Consider the following 23,170-nt stretch of genomic DNA (forward strand, 5'->3'; position numbering starts at 1 on the left):
AGTTAGGCTCCCAGGCTCACGTGGGTTGCGACGGTTGTAGAGGCCGCAGGACGAAGACAATGACGGGCCTGACCAAGGATCGGTCGGGCCCGTCAGGCATTTACTGGAAGCTGTCGGGGCTCCCCCTCAATGGATTTCGCCGACGGTTGCGTCAGGCGAAGGCGAGAGTGCGGAAGGTGTTGCGCACGTCGGTCAGGGGCTGGCGGTCGCGGGTGTAGTAGAGCTTGTTGGTGAGCAGTACTGCCCACCGCCCCTGCTGCGGGCAGATCCACATGCCGGTGCCGGTGAAGCCGTAGTGGACCCAGATGTCGTCATCGGGGTGGGCGCCAGGGGGCGGGGTGCCAGAACAAGCCGCGCACGGGTTCGAGGGTGCCGGTCTGGACGGTCAGTGACTGTCTGGTCCAGGCAGGGCCGAATCCTGCTCGCCCCAGGCTCCGAGCGGGTGGCCATCGACCTCGGGCCAGAAGTCGTTGAAGGGGACGTCGAGGTCGAGCTTGCCCTCCTCCCACAGGGCGCCGATGGCGGACCAGACGGCGAGGATCTTGGTGAGGCTGGCGGCGTCGAAGACGGTGTCGGCGCGCATCGGCACGTCCGGCTCGTCGGGGTCGAGGACGCCGGGGTGCCCTGGGCGTGGATGCCGTTGGCGTCGCCGATGGCCCACACGGCGCCGGGGTACACCTTGTCGCTGACGCCCTCGTCCAGCAGAGCTTTGATGCGGTCGCCGTCGTACGTCATGGTCTCCCTCTTCGCCGGGGCCATCCCGCCGGTCAGCGTAGTGACGTTCGGGTTGCGGTTCGGAAAGCGACGTCGCTCGGGCGACCGGGTCGGGGCACCGAGGGCTGAGTGCCGGTTCCGTCGGACGAGGTCAGCTCTGCGTCTCCCCAAGGGCTGCGCGCAGCCAGTCCAGAGACTCGGTCGCAAGCACCGCGTCGGCGAGCTCATTGGCGGACTTCGTGGTGAGTCGTCGGCGGCTGTTGTCGATCCAGCGCTGCGCGTTCTCGTAGCCCTGGGCCTTGTACTCGATGCCCTGGATCATGCATTCCAGCTTGTCGGCGTCCCGCGCGCAGAGAGCCTCCGGGGACTCTTTCGCCTCGTATTCCGCGACCAGCTCGCGTACCGCGGTGGCGAGGGCCTCGGGCATGCCCGCGACCTGGTCCTCGGTGACCGCTCGCGGGTCTGCCTGCGGGGCGTACTTCCTGCCCAGGTAGTTCACGTCCCCGGTACGGGTTTCCTGCGAGTCGTGCCATACCGCGAGGAACGCGGCTTGTGCAGGGTCGGCGCCTTCCAGTTTCGCGATGATCGTCGCGAGGAGAGCGGTGCGCCATGAGTGCTCTGCCACCGACTCGGGGTCGCGTACTCCGGCCATCCACCAGCCGGTGCGCTTGGTCTGCTTCAGCGTGCCCGCCTCGTACAGGAAGCGCGCCACCGCGGACAGGTCTTCAGCCACCGTCGGACTCCTCTCACGCCTCGGCGAGGCGGATCGCGTACCGGATGCTCTCCAGCTCCCGGCGCCCGCGCGCCGACAGCTCCCGGCTATCCAACATCACGGGCAGCCTGTCGCGCAGGGCGCGTCCTGCTGCTCCGGATCGCAGCAGGTTGGGCCGTACCTGGAGCAGAGACCAGACGGAGTGGATATTGAGGTCGACGTAGCCGTGATGCGGGGCGAGGCCGTGCGCGAGGTGGGCGAGGAGTTTGTCGCCGGGCCACGGTCCAGGGGTGCGGGCGGCGATGAAGTCGTCGCTCAGTTCCAGGTGGGCCGTCTCGCCGATCCAGTAGGCCCAGTAGTTCAGGTTCGCGGCCTCGCCGGCGTCGTCGTCGATGAGGGCGGCGTCGATGAAGTGGCTCATGCGGTCCCGGTCCCCTTGCCGGGCCGAGACCGCGGCAACAGACCGGGAGTTGAGCCAGCCCGTAAGCCAGCCGCCAGGGCGTTCTGTCGCCTGCTGGTGAGCGAGCCATGCGGAGGCGTCGTCCTGGTCGTCGTACCCGGAGAGGTAGAGGGCCTGGCGGCGGAGCAGGAACTGGTCTTCGCTCCGGGCCTGTTCCGCGGTGCGCCGCATCTGTGTGAAGAATCGCGCGCGGTCTGCGGCCGACAGCTCCGGCCCGGCCGGCGCGGGGCCTCGGCGCTTGCGGGGTGGGGCGGGCAGGTCGCGGACGGGCTGGGGCGGCACGTGGTTGAGGGGCCATGCGAGGACCTCGACGAGGTCGCGCTGCATCACCCAGGCCCCGAGGGGGCTTGCCGCGACGTCGGTCTGGTCGTCAAGGGCGCTCGCGAGGAGGACGTCCGCCTCAAGGGCGCGGTCGAGGGCTTGCAGGAGCGCCGGGGCGGTGCCCATGTGCATGAGCCGATGACGGTGTACGAGCATCTGCCCGATCGGTACAGCGGTCAGCGGGCGGCGGCCCGATTCCCAGCCCGCGATCGTGTCCGCAGACACGCGCAGCTGCTCGGCTATGTCCTCCTGGGTGCGTCCCTGCTGCTCTCGGATGACCCGGAAGACGTAGCCGGAGATGACGCCCGTGCGCGGGCGCCCGCCTGATCCCTGACTGCCCGTCAGGGTTTGTCGCGAACTCGACTGCATGAACGGCCCCATTCCCGTGTGTCCGCAGCAAACCACCTGTACTTGCGGTCACTTCTAGGTGTGATCACGGCTCTCTACCGTCGTATGCACCACCGAACGAGCCTAGTAGGGAGGCTGTCACTGTGGGTTTCGTTGCGGATGCCCCCGAGCCAATACTCCTCAAGCGACAACGCCCCGACGGCCGGTGGTTGGGCTACCCCGAACGCGAGCACCTCCAAGGGACGCGACGATGACCATGACGACTGCAACGGTGGGACCACAGCGCTACCAGGAGCGGTATGCGGCGAGGCTGGAGTCCGTCACTCAGGCACGTCGGGACATAGCGCTGGTGCTTCAGACTTGGGGCCTGCCTCAGCTGGTGGACGTCGCCGCGCAGGTCGTCACCGAGTTGGTGGCCAACGCGGTGGAGCACACTGACGCCGCCACGGTCGGCGCCTCGATCACCCGGGTGGGCAAGGAGTCCGCCCGGATCGTCGTGACGGACACGTCCCGCACCAGACCCACCCCGGGCACGCCGTCACCGAACGACGAGCACGGCCGCGGGTTGCTCCTTGTCGAAGCTCTTGCCCACGCCTGGGGCAGCGAGCTGGTACGCGGCGGGAAACGCATCTGGGCAGAGCTGCGGGTGCCGGCCGCATGCTGATCGCGCTTGTCTCCTTACGGCTCCTGCCCGCAGAGGAGTTGGTCGGCGACCCGCGCCCGGACGCGTGCGTGGAACTGGCCTTCAACCCCACCTGTATGTCTGACGAGGCCGACGCGGTGGTCATCCCGGAGCCGGTCCGGATCACTCCAGCCGACCTTGTGCGGCTGCGCGTCGAGTCGGGCTTGGTCATCAACGAGATCCGCTCCGAGGTGCAGCGCGCCGAGAGCGCGTGGCGGCAGCACCTCAGCCACTGGTACCGCGACGGTCGGCTGGCGGCCGGGACTCGCGCACCGGACATCAGCCTTCTTCAGCGAGTCCTGGACGGACTGCGGAACCCCGTCCGGCTTTGACGCAGACCCGGCGCCTCTTCTTCCCGGCGCCCATGAGACCCCGCACCAGCAGGACTGCCTTCCGCGATGCCGTGCGGGTGAGCAAGGCACACGAAGGACAGGAACTCCCGACAGAGAGGAAGACCGTGTTCAACCACATGGACCGATTCCCCACCGGCAGCCCCCTGCCGCAGGGGCACCTGACCGCCGCCCCGTGGGGCCTGCGCCGCATCGCCCCGTATCCGCCTGTCGAGGGCCCCGCCTACGCGACGGTGACGCTGGACCCGGAGACGCAGACCGCCCGGTACTTCGACACTTCCGGGGTACCCACCATGTCCCCGGGCCACGGCACGTCCTCCGGCACGAATCCCGCGACCGGCACCACGGGCCAGGGCGACCGCAACAGCGACTCCCCGGACAGCGACACGGGCAACGACACCGACCAGTGACTCCGCTGACGAACGACGATCGTCCGGTCCTGGTCGTCACCAACCTCGACGACCCGACCGCGGACTTCGTGATCGCCGAGCTGCACGACCGGGGTGTCCCGGTCGTGCGGTTCGACTCAGGTGACTTCCCCGCCACTCTGTCGTGCTCGGCCGCCATCGGCGGCGACCGTGACAGATGGCGGGGAAGCGTGCAGACCCCGAGCCGGCGTGCCGACCTGGGCGCGGTGCGTTCCGTGTACTACCGGCGCCCCTCCGGGTTTGCCTTCCCCCATCTCGACAAGCAGGACGAACGGTTCGCTGTGGCCCAGGCCCGCTATGGGCTCGGCGGCATCCTGACCTCTCTGCCCGGCTGCCTCTACGTCAACCATCCGAACCGCATCGGCGACGCCGAGTACAAGCCGGCCGGGCTCGCGGCAGCGGCGGCAGCCGGCTTCACGGTGCCGCCCACGCTCGTCACCAACGTTCCGGACGACGCATGGGCCTTCATCAAGGAGCACGGTCCGGCGATCTTCAAGCCGATCTCGGTTCCGCTCTACCTGGTCGACGGCAAGGCCCAGACCGTCCCCGTCACCGAGGTGGCCGCCGACGAGATCGACGACTCCGTGGCCGGCACCATGCACCTCTTCCAGAAGCGGGTGGACAAGGTCGCCGACATCCGGGTCACGGTGATCGGCGAGCGGATCTTTGCCGTGCGGATCGACTCCGGTCTTCTCGACTGGCGCACGGACTACGGCACGCACACCTACACGCCGCTTGCCGCGCCGCCCGTGGTGGAGCGGTCGATGCACGCCTATCTGAAGCACTTCGGGCTCGTCTTCGGGGCGTTCGACTTCGCTCTGACCGACTCCGGCGAGTGGATCTTCATCGAGTGCAATCCTTCCGGGCAGTGGGCATGGATGGAGCCGCCGACCGGTCTGCCGATGACTGCCGCACTCGCCGATCTCCTGGAAGGAGGCATCCGTGGCCTGTGAGCCCGACATGGAGACGGCCGCCGTCGATCTACGGCGTCGGCTCGCCCGGCAACTGGAGAAGGACGGCCGGCTGCGCTCGCCGCAGTGGCGGGATGCTGTGGAAGCCGTGCCCCGCCACAAGTTCATCCCGCGCTTCTACCGGGAGAGTGACGCCCCCGGCGTCACCACCTGGGAGCCGGTTACACGGGAGACGGTCGGCAAGGAGGAGTGGCTCCGGCTCGTCTACACCGACGAGACATGGATGACCCAGTTCGACGGCCACGACATCGACTGGGCCGACCCTAAGCCGATCAGCAACGCGGCCCCCACCTCGTCGTCGACGTTGCCGAGCCTCGTGGTCCGGATGCTCGAAGACCTCGACGTGCAGGACGGTATGAACGTGCTGGAAATCGGCACCGGAACCGGCTACTCGACCGCCCTGATGTGCCACCGGCTCGGCAGCGAGAGCGTGACCTCGATCGAGACGGACGAGGGCGTGGCCCGCCGCGCCCGCGAAGCTCTCACCGGATCCGGTCACACCCCTCACTTGGTAGTGGGGGACGGCCGCGCCGGCCACGGCGCCGGAGCCCCGTACGACCGGCTGATCGCCACGTGCGGCTTCCGCAGCATCCCGCCCACCTGGCTGGAACAGGTGCGGCCGGGCGGCGTCATCCTCACCACCCTGCGTGGCTGGATGCGCTCCCTCGGCCTGGTCAAGCTCATCGTCACCGGGGGCAGCGCGAGCGGCTGGTTCAGCGAGGACGACCCGAGCTTCATGATCGCCCGCCAGCAGGGCGCCCCAGAAAGCCTCGGCATGGTGCCGGGACCCGACGACGGAACGGTGCGGAAGGCCGCGTATGGGCCGGAGGTGCTCAGCACTTCAGGGCCGGCCTTCATGGCACAGCTCGCGGCGCCGGACGCCCGCTTCTTCTCGACGGCGGTCGACGGCGGCCCGGTCAGCACGTTCCTGCTGGACAGCGTCACCGATTCCTTCGCCGTCCTTGCTCCCACGGACGGCGGCTGGCAGGTCCGCCAGGGCGGCCCCCGCCGCCTGTGGGACGCGGTCGAGGCGGCGGTGGGCACCTGGGAGGAGTACGGCTCACCCAACACCGCCGCCTTCGGTGTCACTGTCTCCCCCGACCGGCAGGTCGTCTGGCTCGGGAACCCGAACGGCCCGCAATGGCCGCTACCCTCCTGAGGCAGCCACCACCGACGCGAGGAACGCCAGGATGGACGACGAGCCGCTGAAGGACTGGGCGGAACGCCGTGACGCGAAGATCGGTCGCCTTCGTGCCGTGCCTGTTGTACCCGGCGGCGGGCCCAGGGCATCGCATCTGAATCCGGATGCGCCACGCGCCATCGAGCGCTGGAACGGGCACCTGTGGGAGCCGTACGGATTCGCCGCCAGCCTGGCCGAGGCCAAAGCCATCCTGTACCCGGAGAGCAACGAGCCGTCACCACTCCAAGGGCCGGTGCCGAAGCCGCTGGGCTCCGGCACCGGCAAACACCGCAAACCCCAGGCACCCAGGTCGGATGGCGGCCGGGCGCAAGGGTGATCAGCGCCGCTGCGCCTGCGGCTGCTGCGGAGCGGCGGGGTGCACCGCGGCATGCTGAGCATTGGGTGCCTGGGCTCGTGGGGCGGGTATGTGGCGTTCACCGAGGCGTTGGATGCGCCAGGTGAGGGTCCTGGCGGTGGAGCGAGCGTCGTCCAGTGCGCGCTGGCGGGCGGCGATCTGGAGGAGCTGGCGGGGGTCGTGGCCGGCGGTCTCGGCTTGGGTGAGGGCGGCGGCCAGTGCCGGCCAGGCGGGGTCGTCGAGGATCCGCTCGGCGTGGTCGGGCAGGACGGTTCGTATGTGCTGGGCGTGGTGTTCCACGATGTGGGTGGGTGGCTTGCGCTGGGCCAGGGCGGCCAGTGGCTGAGCGGCTGCGTGCTCGTAGGCCGCTTGGAGGTGGATCAGGGTCTGTTGGGCGGCGGCGACTTGTTGGTCGTGGTGGCGGGTCTGGTGCCAGCGGGTGGTGGCGATGACGACCAGGACGGCGATGTCGAGGAACATCGCCAGTCCGCTCCCGTCACCGGTGACCGGTGCGGTGCGCAGTGCTCGTACGGCGCCGCGCAGGGCGCGGGCCTGGTCCTGCTGGGCGCGGATGCGGGAGCGGGAGGCGCGTTCGAACGCGAGGGCGGCCTGCTGGAGCTGTGCTCGCAGGTGGTCGGGGGCGAGGAGCGGCAGGACGTCGAGGGCCTCGGCGAAGGCCGCGATGTGTGCCTGGGCCACGGTGTCTTCGGCCTGGTCGAGGTGGTGGGGGATGCGTTCGGCCGCCGCGGTGGCCTGGTGCCAGGGGTTTGGCCTACGTCGGCTGCCCGGCTCTGTGGCTGGTGGGGGTTCGATGCCGGTCAGGCGCTCGCGGATTTTGGGGAAGGACAGGTCGGGGGCGAGTTGGGAGCCGGAGAACCAGACCGGCTCGCCTGCGGCGTTGGTGTCGCCTTCGATGGCGACCTTGTAGCCCCGTATGTCCCCGGAGGGGAAGTGCTGGACGTCGACGCGGACACCGTCGACACCGTCGAGGAGGTGGAGGAACTCTTCCGGGCTGGCGGCGATGGACACCAGCTGGCGAACGGTGGTGCGCAGCAGCTCGCGGGAGGTTGTCTGCCGGCCTTGGCGGCGGGCCTTCTCCTGCTCGGCGCGGGTGGGCCGCTTGGCGGCGGTGCGGTCCCCGCGGACCACACGGAAGAGGCCGTATTCCTTCTCGATGGCGGCGAGTTCGCGGTTGGCGGTGAGGTAGTCGTTCCAGTGGCGTGCGGTGCGCAGGTCCGCCCGGACCTTGGTGGCGGCGATGTGGATGTGGTCGGGTGCGTGGCGGACGGCGACCCAGCGGCAGCCGTCGGGATCGCGGTCGGGTGCGATGCCGGTGGCGGCGACGACGCGGCGGGCGATGTCGGCCCACTCCTCGTCGCTGAGGATGCGGTCTTCGGGGGCGGCGCGGATGGAGCAGTGCCATGTGTGCTTCTCGGGTGCGCGGCCGTGCCGCCGGGCCTGCTTGACGTGCAGGTCGAGGTCGGCGACCAGGAGCCTCTTCGTGGTGTCGAAGTCGTCGGCGCGGCCGGGGTCGGGGGCAAAGCCGTCCCAGGAGGCCACCAGGTGCGGGTCGGTGTGGTCCTTGGCCTTCTTGGTGTCGAAGAGGTAGCGGATCAGGCCGGCGGTGTCCTTGCCGCCGCTGATCTTCGCGATCATCGGGCCGCCTTGTGGCTGACGGCCTGGTTCGCAGCTGCCGCGATGTGGCGCACTGCAGCACCGACGGCGTCCAGAGTGCGGTCGGTCTGGGCGAGGAGGGCACTGTCCCCAGGGTGTGGATGGCCGCCGGAGTTGAGCTTCTTGGCGATCTGGTTGACGTTGCGGCCGATGGTGGCGACCTGCTCGCGCAGGGCGGTCAGCTCGTCGATGTAGTCGTCCAGCTGGGTGCGTTGGCCGGGCACAGTGAGGTCACCTTCAACGTGGGCCAGGGTGACGGCGGCGACGTAGTGAGCGCCGCTCAGGTTCAGCGACGTGGCCTTGGCACGGATTGCGTCCCTCTCCTCAACGCTGTAACGGGCATCGACGCGCTTCTTGCGCCGGCCGCCTGGGTCGGGTTTGCGGCGTTGGGCGACTCGATGCAGAGCGGCTGCTTCGGCGGCGCGCGGCAGGGGCACGGCAACGGCGACGGGCTCGGCGTCAGAGTGTTGCTTCTCCTCCTCGGGCACCCCCTGGTGCCCGAGTGCCTCCGCCACCCCTGGGGCGGAGGCTTCCCCGTGGAACCGGCCTGTGGACGGTCCAGCGGGATACCTTGCTGCGCGGTTGTCTGGGGCGATGGGAGTCTCCTGCCGGTTGGTGTGTTCGTGGTGTCGGTCGTGCACGAGTGGTTCTCCAGGGGGTGTTCGGAAGGGGAGCTGAGCCGCCGTGGCGCCGACCGACGGCAGAGGAGGGCCGTGGCCGGAGCAATTCGGCGGCTGTGGGAGGGGATCTGGACAGGGCAACCGAGGTCGGCGCTGTCGGGTTCGGGGCTATAGCTGCAGAGAGCGCAACGGGGACCGGTCCCCACAGCGCTGCGGTGCACGGTCCCCAAACGCTTGGGGACGGGGATCGCGACGCTCATCGGGGACGGTCCCCTGACGCATCGTCAACGGGACGGTCCCCTTGACAGGTCGTCACCGGGACCGTCCCGTTCCCTGCACGGTTGCGGTCCCCGAGGGGGACTCGAACGGGCTGGTGCGGGGACGGTCACCGTCCCTGGGACGCTCTGGGGACGGGCACGAAACGACCTCTGAGCTGCGGTTTCCTCGGGGACTGGTCCCCTCTCGGTCCCCGGTGCGTCGTCGTCATGGTCCCCGCGATGCGGTCCCCGTGCGCCACCGTCCCCGCCATGAGGTGATCGTGATCTCGGGGACCGTCGGGGACCGAGGTTCGGTCCCCGATCTTCGCGGGCTCGGTCCCCGGGACGCGGTCGTCAGGATGTCCACGTCGATCGCGTACGGCTCGTCCGGGACCGCTCGGTCGTAGGACGGCGCAGCTGCCACGAGGAGCGAGGCCGGGCTGCGTCATGCAGCTCGCTGTCGGTCTAGCCGGGCGGTGGCGAGATCGATGCGCGACGGGTGGGGAGCCGCCCGTACGGTGTTGCCCCTGGCGGTGCCGTCAGGGTTCGTCCGCCGTTGACGGCACGGCGCACCCGCAGGTGCGTGGCACCACTCGCACCGGACGCTGAGCGCGTCGGGGACGCCGCTGGCGCCGGCAGCTTCGCGCGCGGCGCGGGTCCGACGGTAGCCGGCCAGCTCGGCGCGGACAGCCGGCGGGATGCACGACCCGATCTCGCGCAGGCGCTCCTCGATGTCGCGGGACCGGCCACCGCTGGTGATCTGCTGGTGCGTCGAGGGGGCGGCCATACCGGCGGCGACAGCGTTGCGGGACCGGAGCAGCTCGGCTCGCCAGGCGGCTGGATCGTCCGGGTCGGCAGCCGGTGTGGGGTCGGTGTGCCGGTCGAGGCGGTCGCGTCGGTGGGCACGCCACTTGCGGGCGATGTCCACGGGCAGGATCGGGTACGGCGAGTCGAGGACGTGGGACCGTATCGCCTCGCGGACGTCCCAGCCGTGGTCGGTGGCGAAGGGCACGTCGTCGAGCAGCTCCTGCCACTGGGCGATCTGGTCACCCGCTTCGCCCGGGCCGGTGCGGATGGTGCGGGGGTCCAGGCGGCCGATGTAGGCGAGGATGGCGGCGATTTCGTTGCGCTCCAGGGGTGGTTACTCCTTACGATCCGGTCGGTTCGTCGAGGGCGGCGAGCAGGGCGGCCATGTGCGCTTCGGAGCGCGTCATGCCGGTGGTCGAGGTGGGCGTGCCGCCGGGCAGGGCGTAGAGGTTGGGGCGGCCAGGGGTGGGGGTGCGCTCGCGGGCGATCCACGCGCGCCAGTCGGCAGCCCAGGCTGCAGCGGTGCGGGGGTCCCAGGTGGCCCGGTAGGTGCGCCACTTCTCGTCGGCGGCGTGCAGGGCATGCTCGCCGAGTCGGGCGAGGTGGCCGTGGTCCTGCAGCCAGGCCCGGGCGTCGTCGTCGATCTGCCAGTCGGTGGCGGAGATGAGCGGGGCAGAGCTGCTGCTGTTACTACCGTTCACCTTCGGTTCTCTTCTGTTCTGGGGGTCGGAATCCGCACCCCCAGAGGGTCTGAATCCGACCCCCCTGGGGGTCACATTCCGTACCGGGGGATCAGATTCCGGCCCCCCGTCGAAGGCGTCGGCAGGGTCGGATTCCGGGCCCCCAGGGGTCGGATCCTGACCCCCCGGGAGGGGCAGATCCTGATCCCCCTCGGCAGCCTGTTCGGCGAGGAACCGGGCAGCGTCCGGCAGGTGGTAGTACGTCTCTCCCCGTGGCCCCTTGCGTCCGGGGAGCGGGACCAGCTCCCCGCCGGCGATCAGCTTGGCCAGTGCGTCACGCACCGCGGTGCGGGAGGCGTTCGCGCGCTTCATGAGGGTGGGCACGGACGCGTACGCGATGCAGCGCCGGTCGATGCACCGGTCGGCGATCAAAGCGAGGACCAGGCGGGCGGTGCCTTTGCTGTGGCTGTTGTTCCACACCCATTCGCGGGCGTCGTGGCTCATGAGGCGGCGGCTCCTAGGTGAGGACGGTGAGATGCGGGCGGCCCTCGACGGGCGGTGCACAGGGAGAGGGGTGGCACACAGCCCCGGCCCGAAGGTGCGGGGGAGGCTGGTGGCGTCGTATGGCCAAGACAGCCACACCCATGCCGCACAAGTCCAGCATTCCGCCGGGAAATCAGACAGCTGACGGCGAACGCTTACGACGAGCGAGGGACCAAAACTATAAACCCGAATCGCCGGTTGCCGAAATAATGCCCCGTCAGATGAAGCCAGAAGCATCACATCGAGAACCCGTTGACTCCCGCTGCGAGCGCAAGCTACAACACAACACCCCACGTCAGAGCATGTCTCCGGGCTGACGAAGCCACCGCCGACCGGATACTCGAAACCCAGCCCGCAGGTACGTCCCGGCCGCTGAGCCGGGCGCAACATAGCCGACGATCGCCGGTTAACCAAACCGGGGATCCGGAGCTACAAATGGAGCTATGGCAGCACGATCCCTGGAAATCGGTCCGGCCGGAATACGGACCGCCCGCACCATCGAAATCCTCCGCACCGAACGCGGCCTCGCCCAGCGCGAGCTCGCCGCCCGCGTCTCCGCTTTCGGCCGTCCGATGACCAACACGATGCTGTCCCGCATCGAACGCGCCCAACGCCGCTGCGACATCGACGACCTCGTCGCCCTCGCCCAGGCCCTCCGGGTCTCGCCCCTGGCACTTCTCCACGGGGTTCAAGCCACATAGGCCCGCCTGCCACTGGCCCGGACTGCTGCCCCAAACCGCTTCCCCGAGTAAAGGACGCTTCGCCCTTGCGCCGACCTGCAATACCCCCTGCCCACGCCCGCTCTCAGTGCACCGCGAAGGAGGTGAATGTGGAATGGCTGACCGCCTCCTGACCGTGGCCGAAGCCGGCGAGCTGCTCGGCACCGGCGAGCGCTTCGTCCGCCGCCTCATCGCCGAGCGCCGTATCCGCTACGTCAAGCTCGGCCGCCCGGTGCGCATCCCCGAGAGCGCGGTCGCCGAGTACGTCGAGGCGCGCACCGTCGAGCCGGTCCGCCGCAGCCGTGCCCGCTACGGGAAGGCGGCCTGATGGCGGGACGCAAGCCGCAGCGGCGGCGCGAGTTCGGCACGGTACGGCGGCTCCCCTCGGGCCGGTGGCAGGCCCGCTACATCGGACCGGACGGCCAGCGGTACACCGCACCGGAGACGTTCGAGACCAGGTCCGACGCCCAGGACTGGCTCAACCTCGTCCGCGCCGACATCGAGCGCAACACCTGGCACAACCCGGATGCAGGCGCGCTCAACTTCGAGAAGTACGCCCTGCGTTGGATGGAGGAGCGTGGCCTGGCCGCGACCACGGTCGACCGGTACGGGGGTCTGCTGCGCGGGCACATCCTGCCGACGTTCGGCGGCAAGGACCTGGACGAGATCACCCCGCCCTCTGTCCGCACGTGGCGAGCCGAGCGCCTGAAGGCGACCGGCCCGACCACGGTCGCCAAGTCGTACCGCCTGCTGAAGGGCATCCTGCAGACGGCGGTCGACGACGACCTCCTCCGAACCAACCCGTGCCGCATCAAGGGCGCCGGCAAGGAGCAGGCCGACGAGCGCCCCACCGCCACCATCGCGCAGGTCTTCGACCTCGCCGACGCCATGGGCCCACGCTGGCGCCTGATGGTCCTGCTCGGCGCCTTCGCCTCCCTCCGCCCGGAGGAGCTGGCCGAACTGCGCCGTCACAGTGTCGATCTCGACGAATGCTCCCTGCGCATCACGCAGGCTTCCCCGGAGCTGACGAACGGACGACGAGTGACGGGCGACCCCAAGTCCCGTGCGGGCAAACGCACCGTGTACCTGCCCGACTTCCTGCTCCCCGAGCTCCGCCGCCACCTCCAGTGGTTCGCCGAGAAGGAACGGGACGGCCTGATCTTCGTCGGCGAGAAGGGCGCCCCCTTTCGCCGCTCGACCTTCGGCCGCAAGTGGCGAAAGGCGCGCACCAAGGTCGGGATGCCGGACAACTTCCGCTTCTACGACCTCCGCCACACCGGCAACACTCTGGCCGCTGACACCGGAGCCAAGTTGAAGGACCTCATGGTCCGCGCCGGCCAGTCTTCGGAGCGGGCCCAGCTGATCTACCAGCACTCGACGGCGAAGCACCAGCGCAAGCTTGCTCGGGGCATCGACGCCGAGGTGCGGCAGCAACTGCGCCAGGCAGATGTGGGGGGAATGCCAGCCGCAGAAGCGTGACGATGCGATGGGCGTAGCGAATCCGGCCGGGTTTCGCTACGCCCGTAGCCGTGTCGGGATTGCCGCTGCAGCACCGTGCGCCCCTCGTGCCCCCTTGAGGGACGGCTTCCGTTGAGATCAGCTTTCTCTGTATGTACTGACAGGGGAGTTGAGGCTGGTCTCGGTCGGCCCTTCTGGAGGGGGAGTAGTGGCGATCAAGTTGCTGTCGGTTGCGCCTGCGCAGAACGAGCTGATCGACAAGGCCATCGTGCTGGGCAATCGATACACGAAGACGTTGGGGCTCTTGAAGCCTCCCGCGTACGCCAAGGCGGCGGAAGACGGTGGACTACTCGTAGCTGTTGAGGCGGACGAGGTGATCGGCTACGCATTGTTCGGGCTCCCGAAAAGGAGCGCGCACATACGCCTGGCCCACTTGTGCGTGGCGGAGGAGCAGCGCGGCAGGAGCATCGCACGGCAACTGGTGGAGGAGATCAGGAAGAGGTATCCACAACGGCTCGGCATAAAGGCCAAGTGTCGTCGGGACTACAACCTCAGCGGCATGTGGACGAGCCTGGGGTTCGTCCCTCACGGCGAGGTACGCGGACGCGGCCGGGACGGGGAGATCCTCGACGGATGGTGGCTGGATCTCGGGCACCCCCACCTCTTCACTGAGGTGGAGAGCGATGCCCTGCTGGTCGTCGCGGTCGACCACGAGGTGTTCGCAGATCTCCGCGGACTCACCTACACAACCGACGTAGAGGAATCCCGTGCCCTGGAAGCGGGCTGGATGACGGATCTCGTCGAGCTCGCCTACACGCCCCAACTGGTCCATCAAATCCGCGATATCGCCGACACCGCCGAGCGCCAGCACCAGCGGGCGGCGCTGTCCGGACTGCGTCAGCTCACTCCCGCCCCTGCGGCCGTGGCTGAACGAACGGCTGAACTGCTCAGCGCGGCCAAGAAGTCACTCCCGGACCTTTCCGACGACGGGGCACTCCGTCGCTGCGCGCAGTACGTGGCCGAGACCTCGTGCGCCGGCCTCCGCGTGCTGGCCACTCGGAACCCCCTCCTGTCCCGCCTGGCGGACGTGGCTTGGGAAGTTGCCAGGGTCCGCGTCGTATCGCCCGCCACGGTGACGCTGCACGTGGACGAGCTTCGACAGGCCCAGGTCTACCGCCCGGCCGACCTGATGGGTACGGACTTCCGGTCCATGGAGGTGTCCCCAGGCGCCGAGGACGAACTGGTTGCCTTTTTCAATCAGTCCGGCGGGGACGACGGATCGGCCTTCGCTGAACGCTTGCGCTCCCTGGCCGCCGACTCGATCGATTGGCGCCGCGAACTGCTTCGGGACGGGGAGGGCCACCCCGTAGCCCTCTACGCGTGGGCGCTGGACGGGCGGACCCTGATGGTCCCTGTGCTCCGCACCGCAGAACATCCGCTCGAAGAGACCCTGGCCAGGCAACTCCTCTTCCTGCTCAAGCGCCTTGGGCGGGACTGCGGCGCGGAGACCATTCGAATCACCGACCCGCATCCCTCGGCCGTGGCCAAGGCAGCCGGTGGGGATGACGGCTTCTTCGAGCACGACGGCAGGCTCGTGGCTCTCCTGGTAAACGTGTGCGGTACGGCAGCTGAGGTGGAGGCCGTGGCTGGAGGGCTCGCTCGCGAGCTGACCGTGGAGGCAGCCGCCCTGCATGAGGGCATGCCCGCCGAGGTAGCCGCCGTGGTGGAACGCGCCTGGTGGCCGACGAAGGTCATCGACTCCGGGTTGCCGTCCTTCGTGGTGCCGATCAAACCGCGTTGGTCCACCGAACTGTTCAACGTCCCGGCCATGCTCCTGCCGCGCAGCGACGTCCTGGGCATCAGTAGGGAGCACGTCTACTACCGTTCGTCGGGGCATCGAGGCGAGAGCGTTCCCGCCCGCCTCCTCTGGTACGTCAGTGAGGGGCCCGCCGGGGTGGAAAGCCAGATGATCGTGGGCAGTTCGCGGCTTGACGAAGTGCTCATCGACACACCTGATGCCCTGTTCTCGAAATTCGAACACCTGGGCGTATATGGTCGAGCTGAGGTTCAGGAAGCGGCTGATGCCTCAGGTCACGCCATGGCACTGAGGTTCTCGGACACCGAGATCTTCCCCAGGCCGGTGACGCTGAAGCGATTGACCGCGCTGGCCAGGGAGCTGGGACTACCTTGGTCATCGAACTCGCTGATCTCGCTGTCGAAGATCAGCAACGAGCTGTTCCAGGCGGTCTACAAAGAGGGGCACCGAAAGACGTGAACGATCCGGAACGCGCGATGCTGCTGTCCGTCCACCCGCGCTTCGCCACCGCGATCCTGGCCGGCAGCAAGACGGTGGAGGTCCGCCGCCAACGCGTCGCCGCTCCTCCCGGAACGCCCGTCCTGCTCTACGCGACTGCCCCCACCATGGCTCTGGTCGGCATGGCGCGTATCGCATCGGTCCACGTTGCCTCCCCCAAGGAGGTCTGGTCGGCGCATCGTGCACAGACAGGGATCACCCGGCGCGAGTACGACGCGTATATGAGCGGTGCGACCCAAGCGAGCGGTCTCACCTTGGAGGACCCCGTGTCCTTCGACGAGCCGGTGACGCTCAGCGCGCTGCGCTCTGCGGGGACCTTCCACCCTCCGCAGAGCTATCGCTATCTGAAGAGTGCTGAACTGCGTCAGGTATCAGAGGCTGGGCCCGCCGTGGGCAGTGCGCTGCGGCAAGCACTGCCGGATGCGGTGCACGCGTAGATCGCTTGGCCACTGCCTGGGGAAGAGATCATCATGTGGGAATGCCTGAGAACCGATCCTACGTGGCACCGGCCGTGGTGCGGCTCCCCCAGTACACGAAAGCGGACCAGGAGGAGATCCTCGGCGACGGCGATGATCCCTTCGGTGTCGCCTCTGTCGGTCTGATCTGGCTGCCGAAGGAAGAACACTTCGCCATCAGGCACGAAGGCCGGCTCGTGGCGCACGCCGGCCTGCTGCGACTGCCTGTCGCGATCGGCGGCGCCGCGACAGAGGTGGTGGGCGTTGGTGGGGTGGCCGTCGCGCCGGGCATGCAAGGTCGGGGCCTGGCTCGGCTCGTCGTCACAGCAGCGCTGGAGCACGCCCGCACGATGGGCCCTGAGCACGCGCTTCTGTTCTGCCGGCCTCCTCTCGTGGCGCTCTATCGGCGCCTCGGATGGCACCTGCTCGACGGGGGAGTACTCGTTGAACAACCCGAAGGCCGCCTGGTGACCATGCCGCTGCAGACCATGGTGACGCCCCTGCGCGACGACGCCCGCTGGCCGCCAGGACCGGTACGGCTGTTCTCGCTCCCCATGTGACGGGTTCCTTCGGGGAGGGGCGCCTACCCAGCGCGGCGACAAAAGTTCACTCCATTCCGCACAGTGTGTGGGGGCCAATTGCCGTACCAGGTCGCGAACTCGGCGAATGCGGAGAGGCCGAAGCCGAGCGCTGCCAAGGGAGGTCTCCTGTGAGCCGAGAACCGCCTCCTAGTCTCCGGACCGGGTATCACGCGCGGTGGTCTGCACGTAGTTGCCGTGAACTGAGGCTTTGCGTAAGCGACTTCGCAGGCACAGTCCTCAGTAGTGACGCAGGTCACTCAAAACGCGTCTCGCCATTTGAGATGCTTGGGAGTCGAGTCACCCAAAGTGGCCGCCGAACGCCCCTGAGGTGCCGCGTTCAGCTCGACTTAGGGCACACGGAGGGCACGCCACCCTCAAATTGGTCTAGGCAACAAACAAACCCCAGATCGCCGACCTGGGGTTTCTCTCTGGAGCGGGTGACGAGAATCGAACTCGCGCTCTCAGCTTGGGAAGCTGATGTTCTACCATTAAACTACACCCGCGTGAGACGCCGACGGAGTCGGTGTCGGAACGCAACGTTACCTTACCTCATGGCAGACCCCCGGCGCTGGAGCCGCGGGGTCTGAGTGCGTTTCAGGGGATGGATGGGGCTGTGAGGGGCAGGAGTTGGGGCGTACGGTGGAGGGGTGGGAGAGGGTCCGGGTGAGGCCGGAGTGCCGCCTGGAGAGTCGTTCCTTCGATCCCGTAATGTGGCATTTGTCGTCCGGTGAGCAGCAGCCCGGCGAGGCTCTTTGGGGAAGGGACTCCAGAACTTGATGGAGCGCACCGTCGTCCGTTGTGCCGATGGGCACGTGTTCAGCACCGCTTCGTTCCCGATGCAGCAGGCCGAGCGGCTCGGCCCCGGTCGGTTGCTCCGATGTCCCCGCTGTGCGCGGCTTCGCAGCGTCGTACCGGTGACCCTCGAGAAGCGGTAGCGGCCCGAGCGGCCGGCAGACAGCACGAAAGAGCAGGCGCGCGGGCTGCCACGATTGTGGTCGGCTCGCGCGCCTTGCGTATCCTCGGGGCGTGCTTCTCTCAGACAAGGACATCCGGGCCGAGATCGACGCCGGGCGGGTACGGATCGATCCCCTCGAAGAATCCATGGTGCAGCCGTCGAGCGTCGACGTCCGGCTGGACCGGTACTTCCGGGTGTTCGAGAACCACCGGTACCCGCACATCGACCCCTCCGTCGAGCAGCCCGACCTCACGCGGCTGGTGGAGCCGGAGGGCGACGAGCCGTTCATCCTGCACCCCGGGGAGTTCGTGCTCGCGTCGACGTACGAGGTCATCACGCTTCCCGACGATCTCGCCTCCCGCCTGGAGGGCAAGAGCTCCCTCGGCCGGCTCGGCCTCGTCACGCACTCCACCGCCGGGTTCATCGACCCCGGGTTCTCCGGTCACGTGACCCTGGAGCTCTCCAACCTCGCCACCCTCCCCATCAAGCTGTGGCCCGGCATGAAGATCGGGCAGCTGTGCCTGTTCCGGCTCTCCTCGCCCGCCGAGTTCCCGTACGGCAGCGAGCGGTACGGCTCCCGGTACCAGGGCCAGCGCGGCCCCACCGCCTCGCGCTCCTACCTCAACTTCCACCGGACGCAGGTGTGACGGACGTGAGCGGCGTGCGGGAGAACCTGACCTACGAGGCGTTCGGGACGGCCGTACGCGAGCTGGCGCAGACCATCGCCGACGACGGGTACGAGCCGGACGTCGTCCTCAGCATCGCGCGCGGCGGGGTGTTCGTCGCCGGCGGGCTCGCCTACGCCCTGGACTGCAAGAACATCCACCTGGTGAACGTGGAGTTCTACACCGGGGTGGGCACCACCCTGGAGATGCCGGTCATGCTCGCGCCCGTGCCCAACGTCATCGACTTCTCCGACAAGAAGGTCCTCATCACCGACGACGTCGCCGACACCGGCAAGACGCTCAAACTGGTGCGGGACTTCTGCCTCGACCACGTCGCCGAGGTGCGCTCCGCCGTCATCTACGAGAAGTCGCAGTCGCTGGTGAAGTGCGAGTACGTGTGGAAGCGCACCGACGAGTGGATCAACTTCCCGTGGAGTGTTCTGCCTCCGGTACACAAGTCGGGAGAGGCGCCGAAGGAGAACCGGGAAGCCGTCTGAACCGCGGGGTTCGCGGAAGGACTGTTGCGGGCAGCAGGAGAGCCCCTCGGCGAAACGCCGGGGGCTCTCTCGCTGCTGCGGCGTCGGGGCCCGCACCGCCGTCGACTACCGGCGGGTGGCCCTTTGGCGCGCCGGGCGCCTGGTGGGCTCGGGCTCCTGCGCCTCGGACGGGAAGGACTCGTCGTCCTCGAAGAACTCGTCCCGGCCGAAGTCCGGGGCCTGGAACGGCGCCGTCGCCGGAGGCGGCGAGACGGCGGCGGGGCGGCGGGGCTGCCCTTCCAGGGGGGCGGAGAACAGCGAAGTCTGGTCGATGAGAGGTCTGCCTTTCGTTACGGGCTCCTGAAGGAGCCCGGTGTGCCGTGACCGGGCACAGCGGTTCTACAACTTGGTCATCTTGGTGTACGGGCTCAGGATGCGCATCTGGGCGGTGCCGAAATCCACGAGGGCCGCGATGCCTTCCTCGATGCCGATCACCCGGCCGAGGCCGTACATGTCGTGGGTGACCTGGTCGCCCGTCGCGAAGTGTTTCGGGGCCGGTGCGACCGGCGCCTTGAACGGGCTGGTGGGCAGATGGCGCTTCGATGCCGCAGGCTTTGTCATGGCTCAGTATGCGCCCAGTTGCGCCCCGCTCGCTGTGGCCGGCGGCACAGATCAGCATGACGGCCACGGCTGCCCGCCGCTGACCTGGGGTTTCCAGACGGCAGGAGAGAAACGGCCGGGAAAAAAACCGGCCACGGCCTCCTCACCGACCGTGCCGGGGCTCCCGGTGACACCCCGGGAGCCCCTCTCGTCGGTCCGATGACGGCCAGCCTCTAGAACGTGCCCAGCTTCACGATCGACAGCAGCGCGATCAGCTGGATCGCCGACGCGCCCAGGGCCTTCGGCCACGGAAGGTCGTGGGAGCGGCTGACCATCATGGTCAGCAGGGCACCGGCCGCCACCCAGGTGGCCCAGCCGAGCATTTGCACGAACGTCGCGTCGCCGCCGAAGAACATGGCGAAGACCAGACGGGGGGCGTCCGTGAGGGACGTGATCAGCATGGACAGGCCGACCGTGGGCTGCCAGGCCCCGTCGCCCCCGAGCTGGCGGGCCAGCGTGTGGGTGACCACGCCCAGGACGAAGGACGAGACGACCATGGCCACCGCGGTCGTCAGGACGATCGGCACCGCGTTCGACAGGGTGGCGTTGATCGCGTCCGAGCGGGCGCCGTCGAAGCCGAACACGGCCAGCAGGCCGTAGAGGAAGGTGACGACGAGAGCGGGGCCCCACATGGCGTAGTCCCGCATCTGCAGGAACGTCTGGGCGGGGGAGAGGACGATCCCGCGGAGCAGGTCCTTCCAGTGCAGCCGGGGGCCGATCGGGCCGGACGGCGACTGGGCCGAACCGGCGCGGTAGGTCTCGCCCTGGCTGTAGGGGTCCTCGCCGACGGAGAACGCCTGCGTGTGACCCGGGTTGTTGGCCGCGTACGGGTCCGGTCCGCCGTGCGGTGCGTAGCCGCCGCCGTCGCCGAAGTACTCCGGCTCGCCGTAGCCGCCGGCACCGCCCGACTGCGGCCACTGGCCGCCGCCGTTGCCGTACTGCTGACCCGGGTGGGGATGCGGCGCCGGCGGATAGCCGTACGACGGTCCCTGCGGCGTCTGCTGTCCGTGCGGGGGGTTTTGCGGTCGCGTTTGCGGAGCGCCGTTGTTCCGGCCGCCGCGTCCGATCCTGAATCCAGCCACGTCTTCGAACGTACCTGGTCCCGGAGAGTGACGTGCCGGACCCGGCCGTTCGGGCCCGGCTTTGCGGCCGACCTGTGACATCCCCTAAGGGGGCGGACCGGCGGCCCCTTAGGGAGCCCCCGGAAGCGTCAAGTCCCCCTGCCTCACAGGGCGATCTCCCAGCCGAAGTCGGAGCCGCCCTTGAGGGAGAGGTCGCGGGCGGTGAGCGACTTGGCGCCGGTGGCGGTGAGGCCGGAGGCGGTGCCCTTCAGGACGGTGACGGCGCCGTAGCCGTTCTCGTAGCTGGTGCCGATGACGAGGTCGGCCTTGCCGTTCCTGTCGAGGTCGGTCAGACGGACCGTCATGCCGAAGGCGTCGCCGGTCTCGCTGCTGCCGGGCACGCCCGTGGTGTTCTGGGTGTACGACGTCGCGTTCGAGGTCCTCAGGCCCGTGGCCGAGCCGAACAGGATCGTCACCGAACCCGAGTCCCTGGCGGTGCCGTTGTCCTCGCCGTAGGCGCCCACGGCGACGTCGGCGTACTTGTCGCCGTTGATGTCGCCGACGGCGATCGCCGAGCCGAAGAGGTCGTCGGTCTCGCCGGAGCCGGGTACGCCGGTCGTGTCCTGGTGGACGACCGTCGGCGTCTGCGCGGGGTCGGGGCCGTTCGGGCCGCCGTACCAGACGCTGATCTGGCCGCCCTTGTGGCCGCCCGGCTTGGCGGCGCGCGGGTCCTCGTGGTCGCCGAGGACGAGGTCGCCGTAGCCGTCGCCGTCGATGTCGCCGATCGCGCCCTGGTGGCCGTCGGCGGCGGGCAGCGCGGTGCGCGCGTAGTCGGACTCGGGGTGGTCGTCCCAGCCCGCGGGGTCGTAGTGGACGTACTCGATGACGCCGGCCTCGTCGCTCTCCAGGAGGTACGGGTACACCCGCTCGGCCGCCCGGTCGCCGTCGATGTCCCCGGCGAAGACCTCGTACGTGGTGCCCACCTCCTCCACGGGGGTCAGGCTCAGGGGCTTGCCGGTGCGGGTGAAGGGGCCCCGGTACAGGCCGGTGCGGCTCTGGCCGGTGGCGGTCACGTCCGTCCTGCCGTCGCCGTTGAAGTCGCCGGTGGCGAGGGAGCCGGCGTAGCCGCCCCACTCGCTCAGGCCGGAGGGGGAGGGCAGCGAGGCGCCGCCGGACAGGCCCGACTTGGACCCCCAGATCACGGTCGCGCTGCCGACGCCGGCGCGGTCGCCGATGCCCTCGTTCGGGGTGCCGACGATCAGGTCGGCGTAGCCGTCGGCGTCCAGGTCTCCGGTGGCGAGGCCGTCGCCGAAGCGGTCCAGTTCCTCGGCGGTGCCGGGGACGCCGGTGGAGTTCTGCGTGATCACGGTCTTCCTGGTGGCCGAGACACCGGAGGACGAGCCGTACAGCACCACGACCGCGCCGGCGCACGAGACCGTGCCGACGGTGGCGCAGGGGGCGGCGACGGCGGTGTCGCGGTAGCCGTCGCCGTTGAAGTCGGCGGCCAGGCCGGAGGGCGCGGCGGTCGCCGGGGCGGCGGTGAGGGTGAGCAGCCCGCCCGTCAGCGCGGCCGCGGTGGCCGACGCGAGGGCGAGTCGCAGGGGCTTGTGCATGCGGGGTCTCCTGCGGCATGCGGGGATGCCCGGGGGCATCGACAGTCGGTGGCGTGCCCTGGGGAGACCTATGCCGTCGGGTAAGGGTTGTACGTGAGAACGGTAAATATTCTCAGGCGGGTCAGTGGTCGGCCAGGAACTCCGAGGCGGAGAAGCGGACCGCCGCCGCGCCGCCACCAGCCCTTTCCCGGTGCCGGGAAGAACGGTGACGGTGTCGCCACCCCGTCGGCCCCGCCGACTAGGCCGGCCCCCTCATGCACGCGTCCGGGACACCGCGACGGCGCGCCCGCGCCTGGGCACAGTGGAGGGATGAGTGCGGACGGCAGGAATGTTCTGGCGGGGGCGCGGGTGGCTACCCGGCTGCCTGCCCAGGATCTGGACCGGGCACGGCGCTTCTACGCCGAGGTGCTCGGGCTGGAGCCCGTGGACGAGCGGCCGGGCGGGCTGCTGTACCGGTGCGGGGGAGTGGACTTCGTGCTCTTCCGGTCCACGGGGACCTCACCGGGGACGTTCACGCAGATGGCGTTCGAGGACGTCGGGGACCTGCCGGCCGTCGTGGGCGAGCTGCGGCGGCGCGGGGTGGTCTTCGAGGAGGTGGACGCGCCGGGACTGAGGACCGTGGACTCGATCGCGGAGGTCGAGGGCAACTACCCGGGCAAGGGGGCCCGCGGGGAGCGCGGCGCGTGGTTCCGGGACAGCGAGGGGAACCTGCTGGCGATCGGGCAGCCGGTGTTCTGAGGTCCCGGCCGGCGGGTGGAGGATGGGCCCATGAGCGTAGTCAAGATCAACGTACTGACCGTGCCGGCCGAGCAGCGCGAGGTGCTGGAGAAGCGGTTCGCCTCCCGGGCCCACACCGTGGACGGCTCCGACGGCTTCGAGTGGTTCGAGCTGCTCCGCCCGGTCGAGGGCACCGACCAGTACCTCGTGTACACCCGCTGGCGGGACGAGGAGTCCTTCCAGGCGTGGATGGAGGGCCCGATGAGGTCCGCGCACCAGGGCGGCCAGGAGGGCGGCGAACGCCCGAGGCCGGCGGCCAGTGGATCGACGCTGTGGTCCTTCGAGGTGGTGCAGCAGTCCGGGCCGAAGGGCGCGTGACGCATACGGCGGCGAC

The 23,170-nt window shown here is 69.4% G+C and carries 25 protein-coding genes, 1 tRNA gene and 1 pseudogene; 16 read left to right on the forward strand and 11 right to left on the reverse strand.

Features of this window, described 5'->3' with window-relative positions; genetic code table 11:
* Window positions 1–151: 151 nt before the first annotated feature.
* From M8J74_RS10190 to M8J74_RS10200, 3 genes and pseudogenes are all read right to left on the reverse strand, one after another.
* Window positions 152–735 (reverse strand): annotated as a pseudogene (locus M8J74_RS10190) (serine hydrolase).
* A gap of 130 nt (window positions 736–865) precedes the next feature.
* The gene (locus M8J74_RS10195; protein WP_249836067.1) at window positions 866–1,447 is read right to left on the reverse strand and encodes an HD domain-containing protein; all 582 of its coding nucleotides are present in this window, start codon (window positions 1,445–1,447) and stop codon (window positions 866–868) included.
* Between the two features lie 13 nt (window positions 1,448–1,460).
* Window positions 1,461–2,588, reverse strand: coding sequence for a helix-turn-helix domain-containing protein (locus tag M8J74_RS10200; protein WP_249836068.1), 1,128 nt, complete (start codon window positions 2,586–2,588; stop codon window positions 1,461–1,463).
* Window positions 2,589–2,811: 223 nt separating this feature from the next.
* On the opposite strand from M8J74_RS10200, the gene M8J74_RS10205 reads away from it, so the two are divergent.
* The 6 genes from M8J74_RS10205 to M8J74_RS10230 all read left to right on the forward strand — a co-directional run bounded on the left by M8J74_RS10205 (window position 2,812) and on the right by M8J74_RS10230 (window position 6,503).
* On the forward strand, window positions 2,812–3,219 hold the full coding sequence (locus M8J74_RS10205; protein ID WP_249836069.1) for an ATP-binding protein: 408 nt from the start codon (window positions 2,812–2,814) through the stop codon (window positions 3,217–3,219).
* The gene (locus M8J74_RS10210; RefSeq protein ID WP_249836070.1) at window positions 3,213–3,569 is read left to right on the forward strand and encodes a hypothetical protein; all 357 of its coding nucleotides are present in this window, start codon (window positions 3,213–3,215) and stop codon (window positions 3,567–3,569) included. The genes M8J74_RS10205 and M8J74_RS10210 overlap by 7 nt, the downstream gene beginning before the upstream one ends.
* A gap of 125 nt (window positions 3,570–3,694) precedes the next feature.
* Window positions 3,695–3,997, forward strand: coding sequence for a putative ATP-grasp-modified RiPP (tgmA, locus tag M8J74_RS10215; protein ID WP_249836071.1), 303 nt, complete (start codon window positions 3,695–3,697; stop codon window positions 3,995–3,997).
* On the forward strand, window positions 3,994–4,968 hold the full coding sequence (tgmB, locus tag M8J74_RS10220) for an ATP-grasp ribosomal peptide maturase (RefSeq protein WP_249836072.1): 975 nt from the start codon (window positions 3,994–3,996) through the stop codon (window positions 4,966–4,968). The genes tgmA and tgmB overlap by 4 nt, the downstream gene beginning before the upstream one ends.
* Window positions 4,958–6,145 (forward strand): ATP-grasp peptide maturase system methyltransferase, encoded by a 1,188-nt coding sequence (gene tgmC / locus M8J74_RS10225; protein ID WP_249836073.1) that lies wholly within the window; start codon window positions 4,958–4,960, stop codon window positions 6,143–6,145. Before tgmB ends, tgmC begins: the two co-directional genes overlap by 11 nt.
* 31 nt (window positions 6,146–6,176) lie before the next feature.
* Complete coding sequence (locus M8J74_RS10230; RefSeq protein ID WP_249836074.1) at window positions 6,177–6,503, forward strand: DUF6087 family protein; 327 nt, start codon at window positions 6,177–6,179, stop codon at window positions 6,501–6,503.
* Here M8J74_RS10230 and M8J74_RS10235 read toward each other — a convergent pair whose 3' ends face one another.
* The 4 genes from M8J74_RS10235 to M8J74_RS10250 form a co-directional block, all read right to left on the reverse strand.
* Window positions 6,504–8,177, reverse strand: a complete 1,674-nt coding sequence (locus M8J74_RS10235; RefSeq protein ID WP_249836075.1) for a relaxase/mobilization nuclease domain-containing protein — start codon at window positions 8,175–8,177, stop codon at window positions 6,504–6,506. It abuts the gene before it with no gap.
* Complete coding sequence (locus M8J74_RS10240) at window positions 8,174–8,710, reverse strand: plasmid mobilization protein (protein WP_372500145.1); 537 nt, start codon at window positions 8,708–8,710, stop codon at window positions 8,174–8,176. Before M8J74_RS10240 ends, M8J74_RS10235 begins: the two co-directional genes overlap by 4 nt.
* Window positions 8,711–9,517: 807 nt before the next feature.
* Window positions 9,518–10,207 carry a zinc finger domain-containing protein gene (locus M8J74_RS10245; RefSeq protein WP_249836107.1) on the reverse strand — a complete coding sequence of 230 codons (690 nt, stop codon included), beginning with the start codon at window positions 10,205–10,207 and terminating at the stop codon, window positions 9,518–9,520.
* Between the two features lie 13 nt (window positions 10,208–10,220).
* Entirely contained in the window at window positions 10,221–11,063 is an 843-nt protein-coding gene (locus M8J74_RS10250; protein ID WP_249836076.1) for a helix-turn-helix domain-containing protein, read from the reverse strand.
* Between the two features lie 482 nt (window positions 11,064–11,545).
* Here M8J74_RS10250 and M8J74_RS10255 point away from each other — a divergent pair, with 482 nt between their 5' ends.
* From M8J74_RS10255 to M8J74_RS10280, 6 genes are all read left to right on the forward strand, one after another.
* Window positions 11,546–11,803 (forward strand): helix-turn-helix domain-containing protein, encoded by a 258-nt coding sequence (locus tag M8J74_RS10255; RefSeq protein WP_249836077.1) that lies wholly within the window; start codon window positions 11,546–11,548, stop codon window positions 11,801–11,803.
* A gap of 133 nt (window positions 11,804–11,936) precedes the next feature.
* The gene (locus M8J74_RS10260) at window positions 11,937–12,149 is read left to right on the forward strand and encodes a helix-turn-helix domain-containing protein (RefSeq protein ID WP_249836078.1); all 213 of its coding nucleotides are present in this window, start codon (window positions 11,937–11,939) and stop codon (window positions 12,147–12,149) included.
* Window positions 12,149–13,300: a tyrosine-type recombinase/integrase gene (locus tag M8J74_RS10265; RefSeq protein WP_249836079.1), complete on the forward strand. Its 1,152-nt coding sequence runs from the start codon at window positions 12,149–12,151 to the stop codon at window positions 13,298–13,300. Before M8J74_RS10260 ends, M8J74_RS10265 begins: the two co-directional genes overlap by 1 nt.
* Window positions 13,301–13,487: 187 nt before the next feature.
* A complete protein-coding gene (locus M8J74_RS10270) occupies window positions 13,488–15,554 on the forward strand; it encodes a GNAT family N-acetyltransferase (RefSeq protein ID WP_249836080.1) in 2,067 nt (688 codons plus the stop codon).
* Complete coding sequence (locus M8J74_RS10275) at window positions 15,551–16,030, forward strand: ASCH domain-containing protein (RefSeq protein WP_249836081.1); 480 nt, start codon at window positions 15,551–15,553, stop codon at window positions 16,028–16,030. Before M8J74_RS10270 ends, M8J74_RS10275 begins: the two co-directional genes overlap by 4 nt.
* Window positions 16,031–16,071: 41 nt before the next feature.
* Window positions 16,072–16,608, forward strand: coding sequence for a GNAT family N-acetyltransferase (locus M8J74_RS10280; RefSeq protein WP_249836082.1), 537 nt, complete (start codon window positions 16,072–16,074; stop codon window positions 16,606–16,608).
* 450 nt (window positions 16,609–17,058) lie between these two features.
* Here M8J74_RS10280 and M8J74_RS10285 read toward each other — a convergent pair.
* A tRNA-Gly gene (locus M8J74_RS10285) sits at window positions 17,059–17,132 on the reverse strand.
* A 523-nt stretch (window positions 17,133–17,655) separates the two neighbouring features.
* Here M8J74_RS10285 and dcd point away from each other — a divergent pair.
* The gene (dcd, locus tag M8J74_RS10290; protein WP_249836083.1) at window positions 17,656–18,231 is read left to right on the forward strand and encodes a dCTP deaminase; all 576 of its coding nucleotides are present in this window, start codon (window positions 17,656–17,658) and stop codon (window positions 18,229–18,231) included.
* Window positions 18,232–18,236: 5 nt separating this feature from the next.
* A complete protein-coding gene (locus tag M8J74_RS10295; RefSeq protein ID WP_249836084.1) occupies window positions 18,237–18,746 on the forward strand; it encodes a phosphoribosyltransferase in 510 nt (169 codons plus the stop codon).
* A gap of 378 nt (window positions 18,747–19,124) precedes the next feature.
* Here M8J74_RS10295 and M8J74_RS10300 read toward each other — a convergent pair whose 3' ends face one another.
* The 3 genes from M8J74_RS10300 to M8J74_RS10310 all read right to left on the reverse strand — a co-directional run bounded on the left by M8J74_RS10300 (window position 19,125) and on the right by M8J74_RS10310 (window position 22,059).
* Entirely contained in the window at window positions 19,125–19,346 is a 222-nt protein-coding gene (locus M8J74_RS10300) for a hypothetical protein (protein ID WP_249836085.1), read from the reverse strand.
* Between the two features lie 212 nt (window positions 19,347–19,558).
* Window positions 19,559–20,548 carry a YIP1 family protein gene (locus tag M8J74_RS10305; RefSeq protein WP_249836086.1) on the reverse strand — a complete coding sequence of 330 codons (990 nt, stop codon included), beginning with the start codon at window positions 20,546–20,548 and terminating at the stop codon, window positions 19,559–19,561.
* Between the two features lie 62 nt (window positions 20,549–20,610).
* Window positions 20,611–22,059, reverse strand: a complete 1,449-nt coding sequence (locus tag M8J74_RS10310; RefSeq protein ID WP_249836087.1) for an FG-GAP and VCBS repeat-containing protein — start codon at window positions 22,057–22,059, stop codon at window positions 20,611–20,613.
* A gap of 309 nt (window positions 22,060–22,368) precedes the next feature.
* On the opposite strand from M8J74_RS10310, the gene M8J74_RS10315 reads away from it, so the two are divergent.
* Window positions 22,369–22,797, forward strand: a complete 429-nt coding sequence (locus M8J74_RS10315) for a VOC family protein (RefSeq protein WP_249836088.1) — start codon at window positions 22,369–22,371, stop codon at window positions 22,795–22,797.
* 30 nt (window positions 22,798–22,827) lie between these two features.
* Entirely contained in the window at window positions 22,828–23,154 is a 327-nt protein-coding gene (locus tag M8J74_RS10320; RefSeq protein ID WP_058924162.1) for an antibiotic biosynthesis monooxygenase family protein, read from the forward strand.
* The last annotated feature ends 16 nt before the right edge of the window (window positions 23,155–23,170 follow it).

The sequence above is a fragment of the Streptomyces panaciradicis genome (assembly GCF_023516615.1).
GTDB lineage: Bacteria > Actinomycetota > Actinomycetes > Streptomycetales > Streptomycetaceae > Streptomyces > Streptomyces panaciradicis.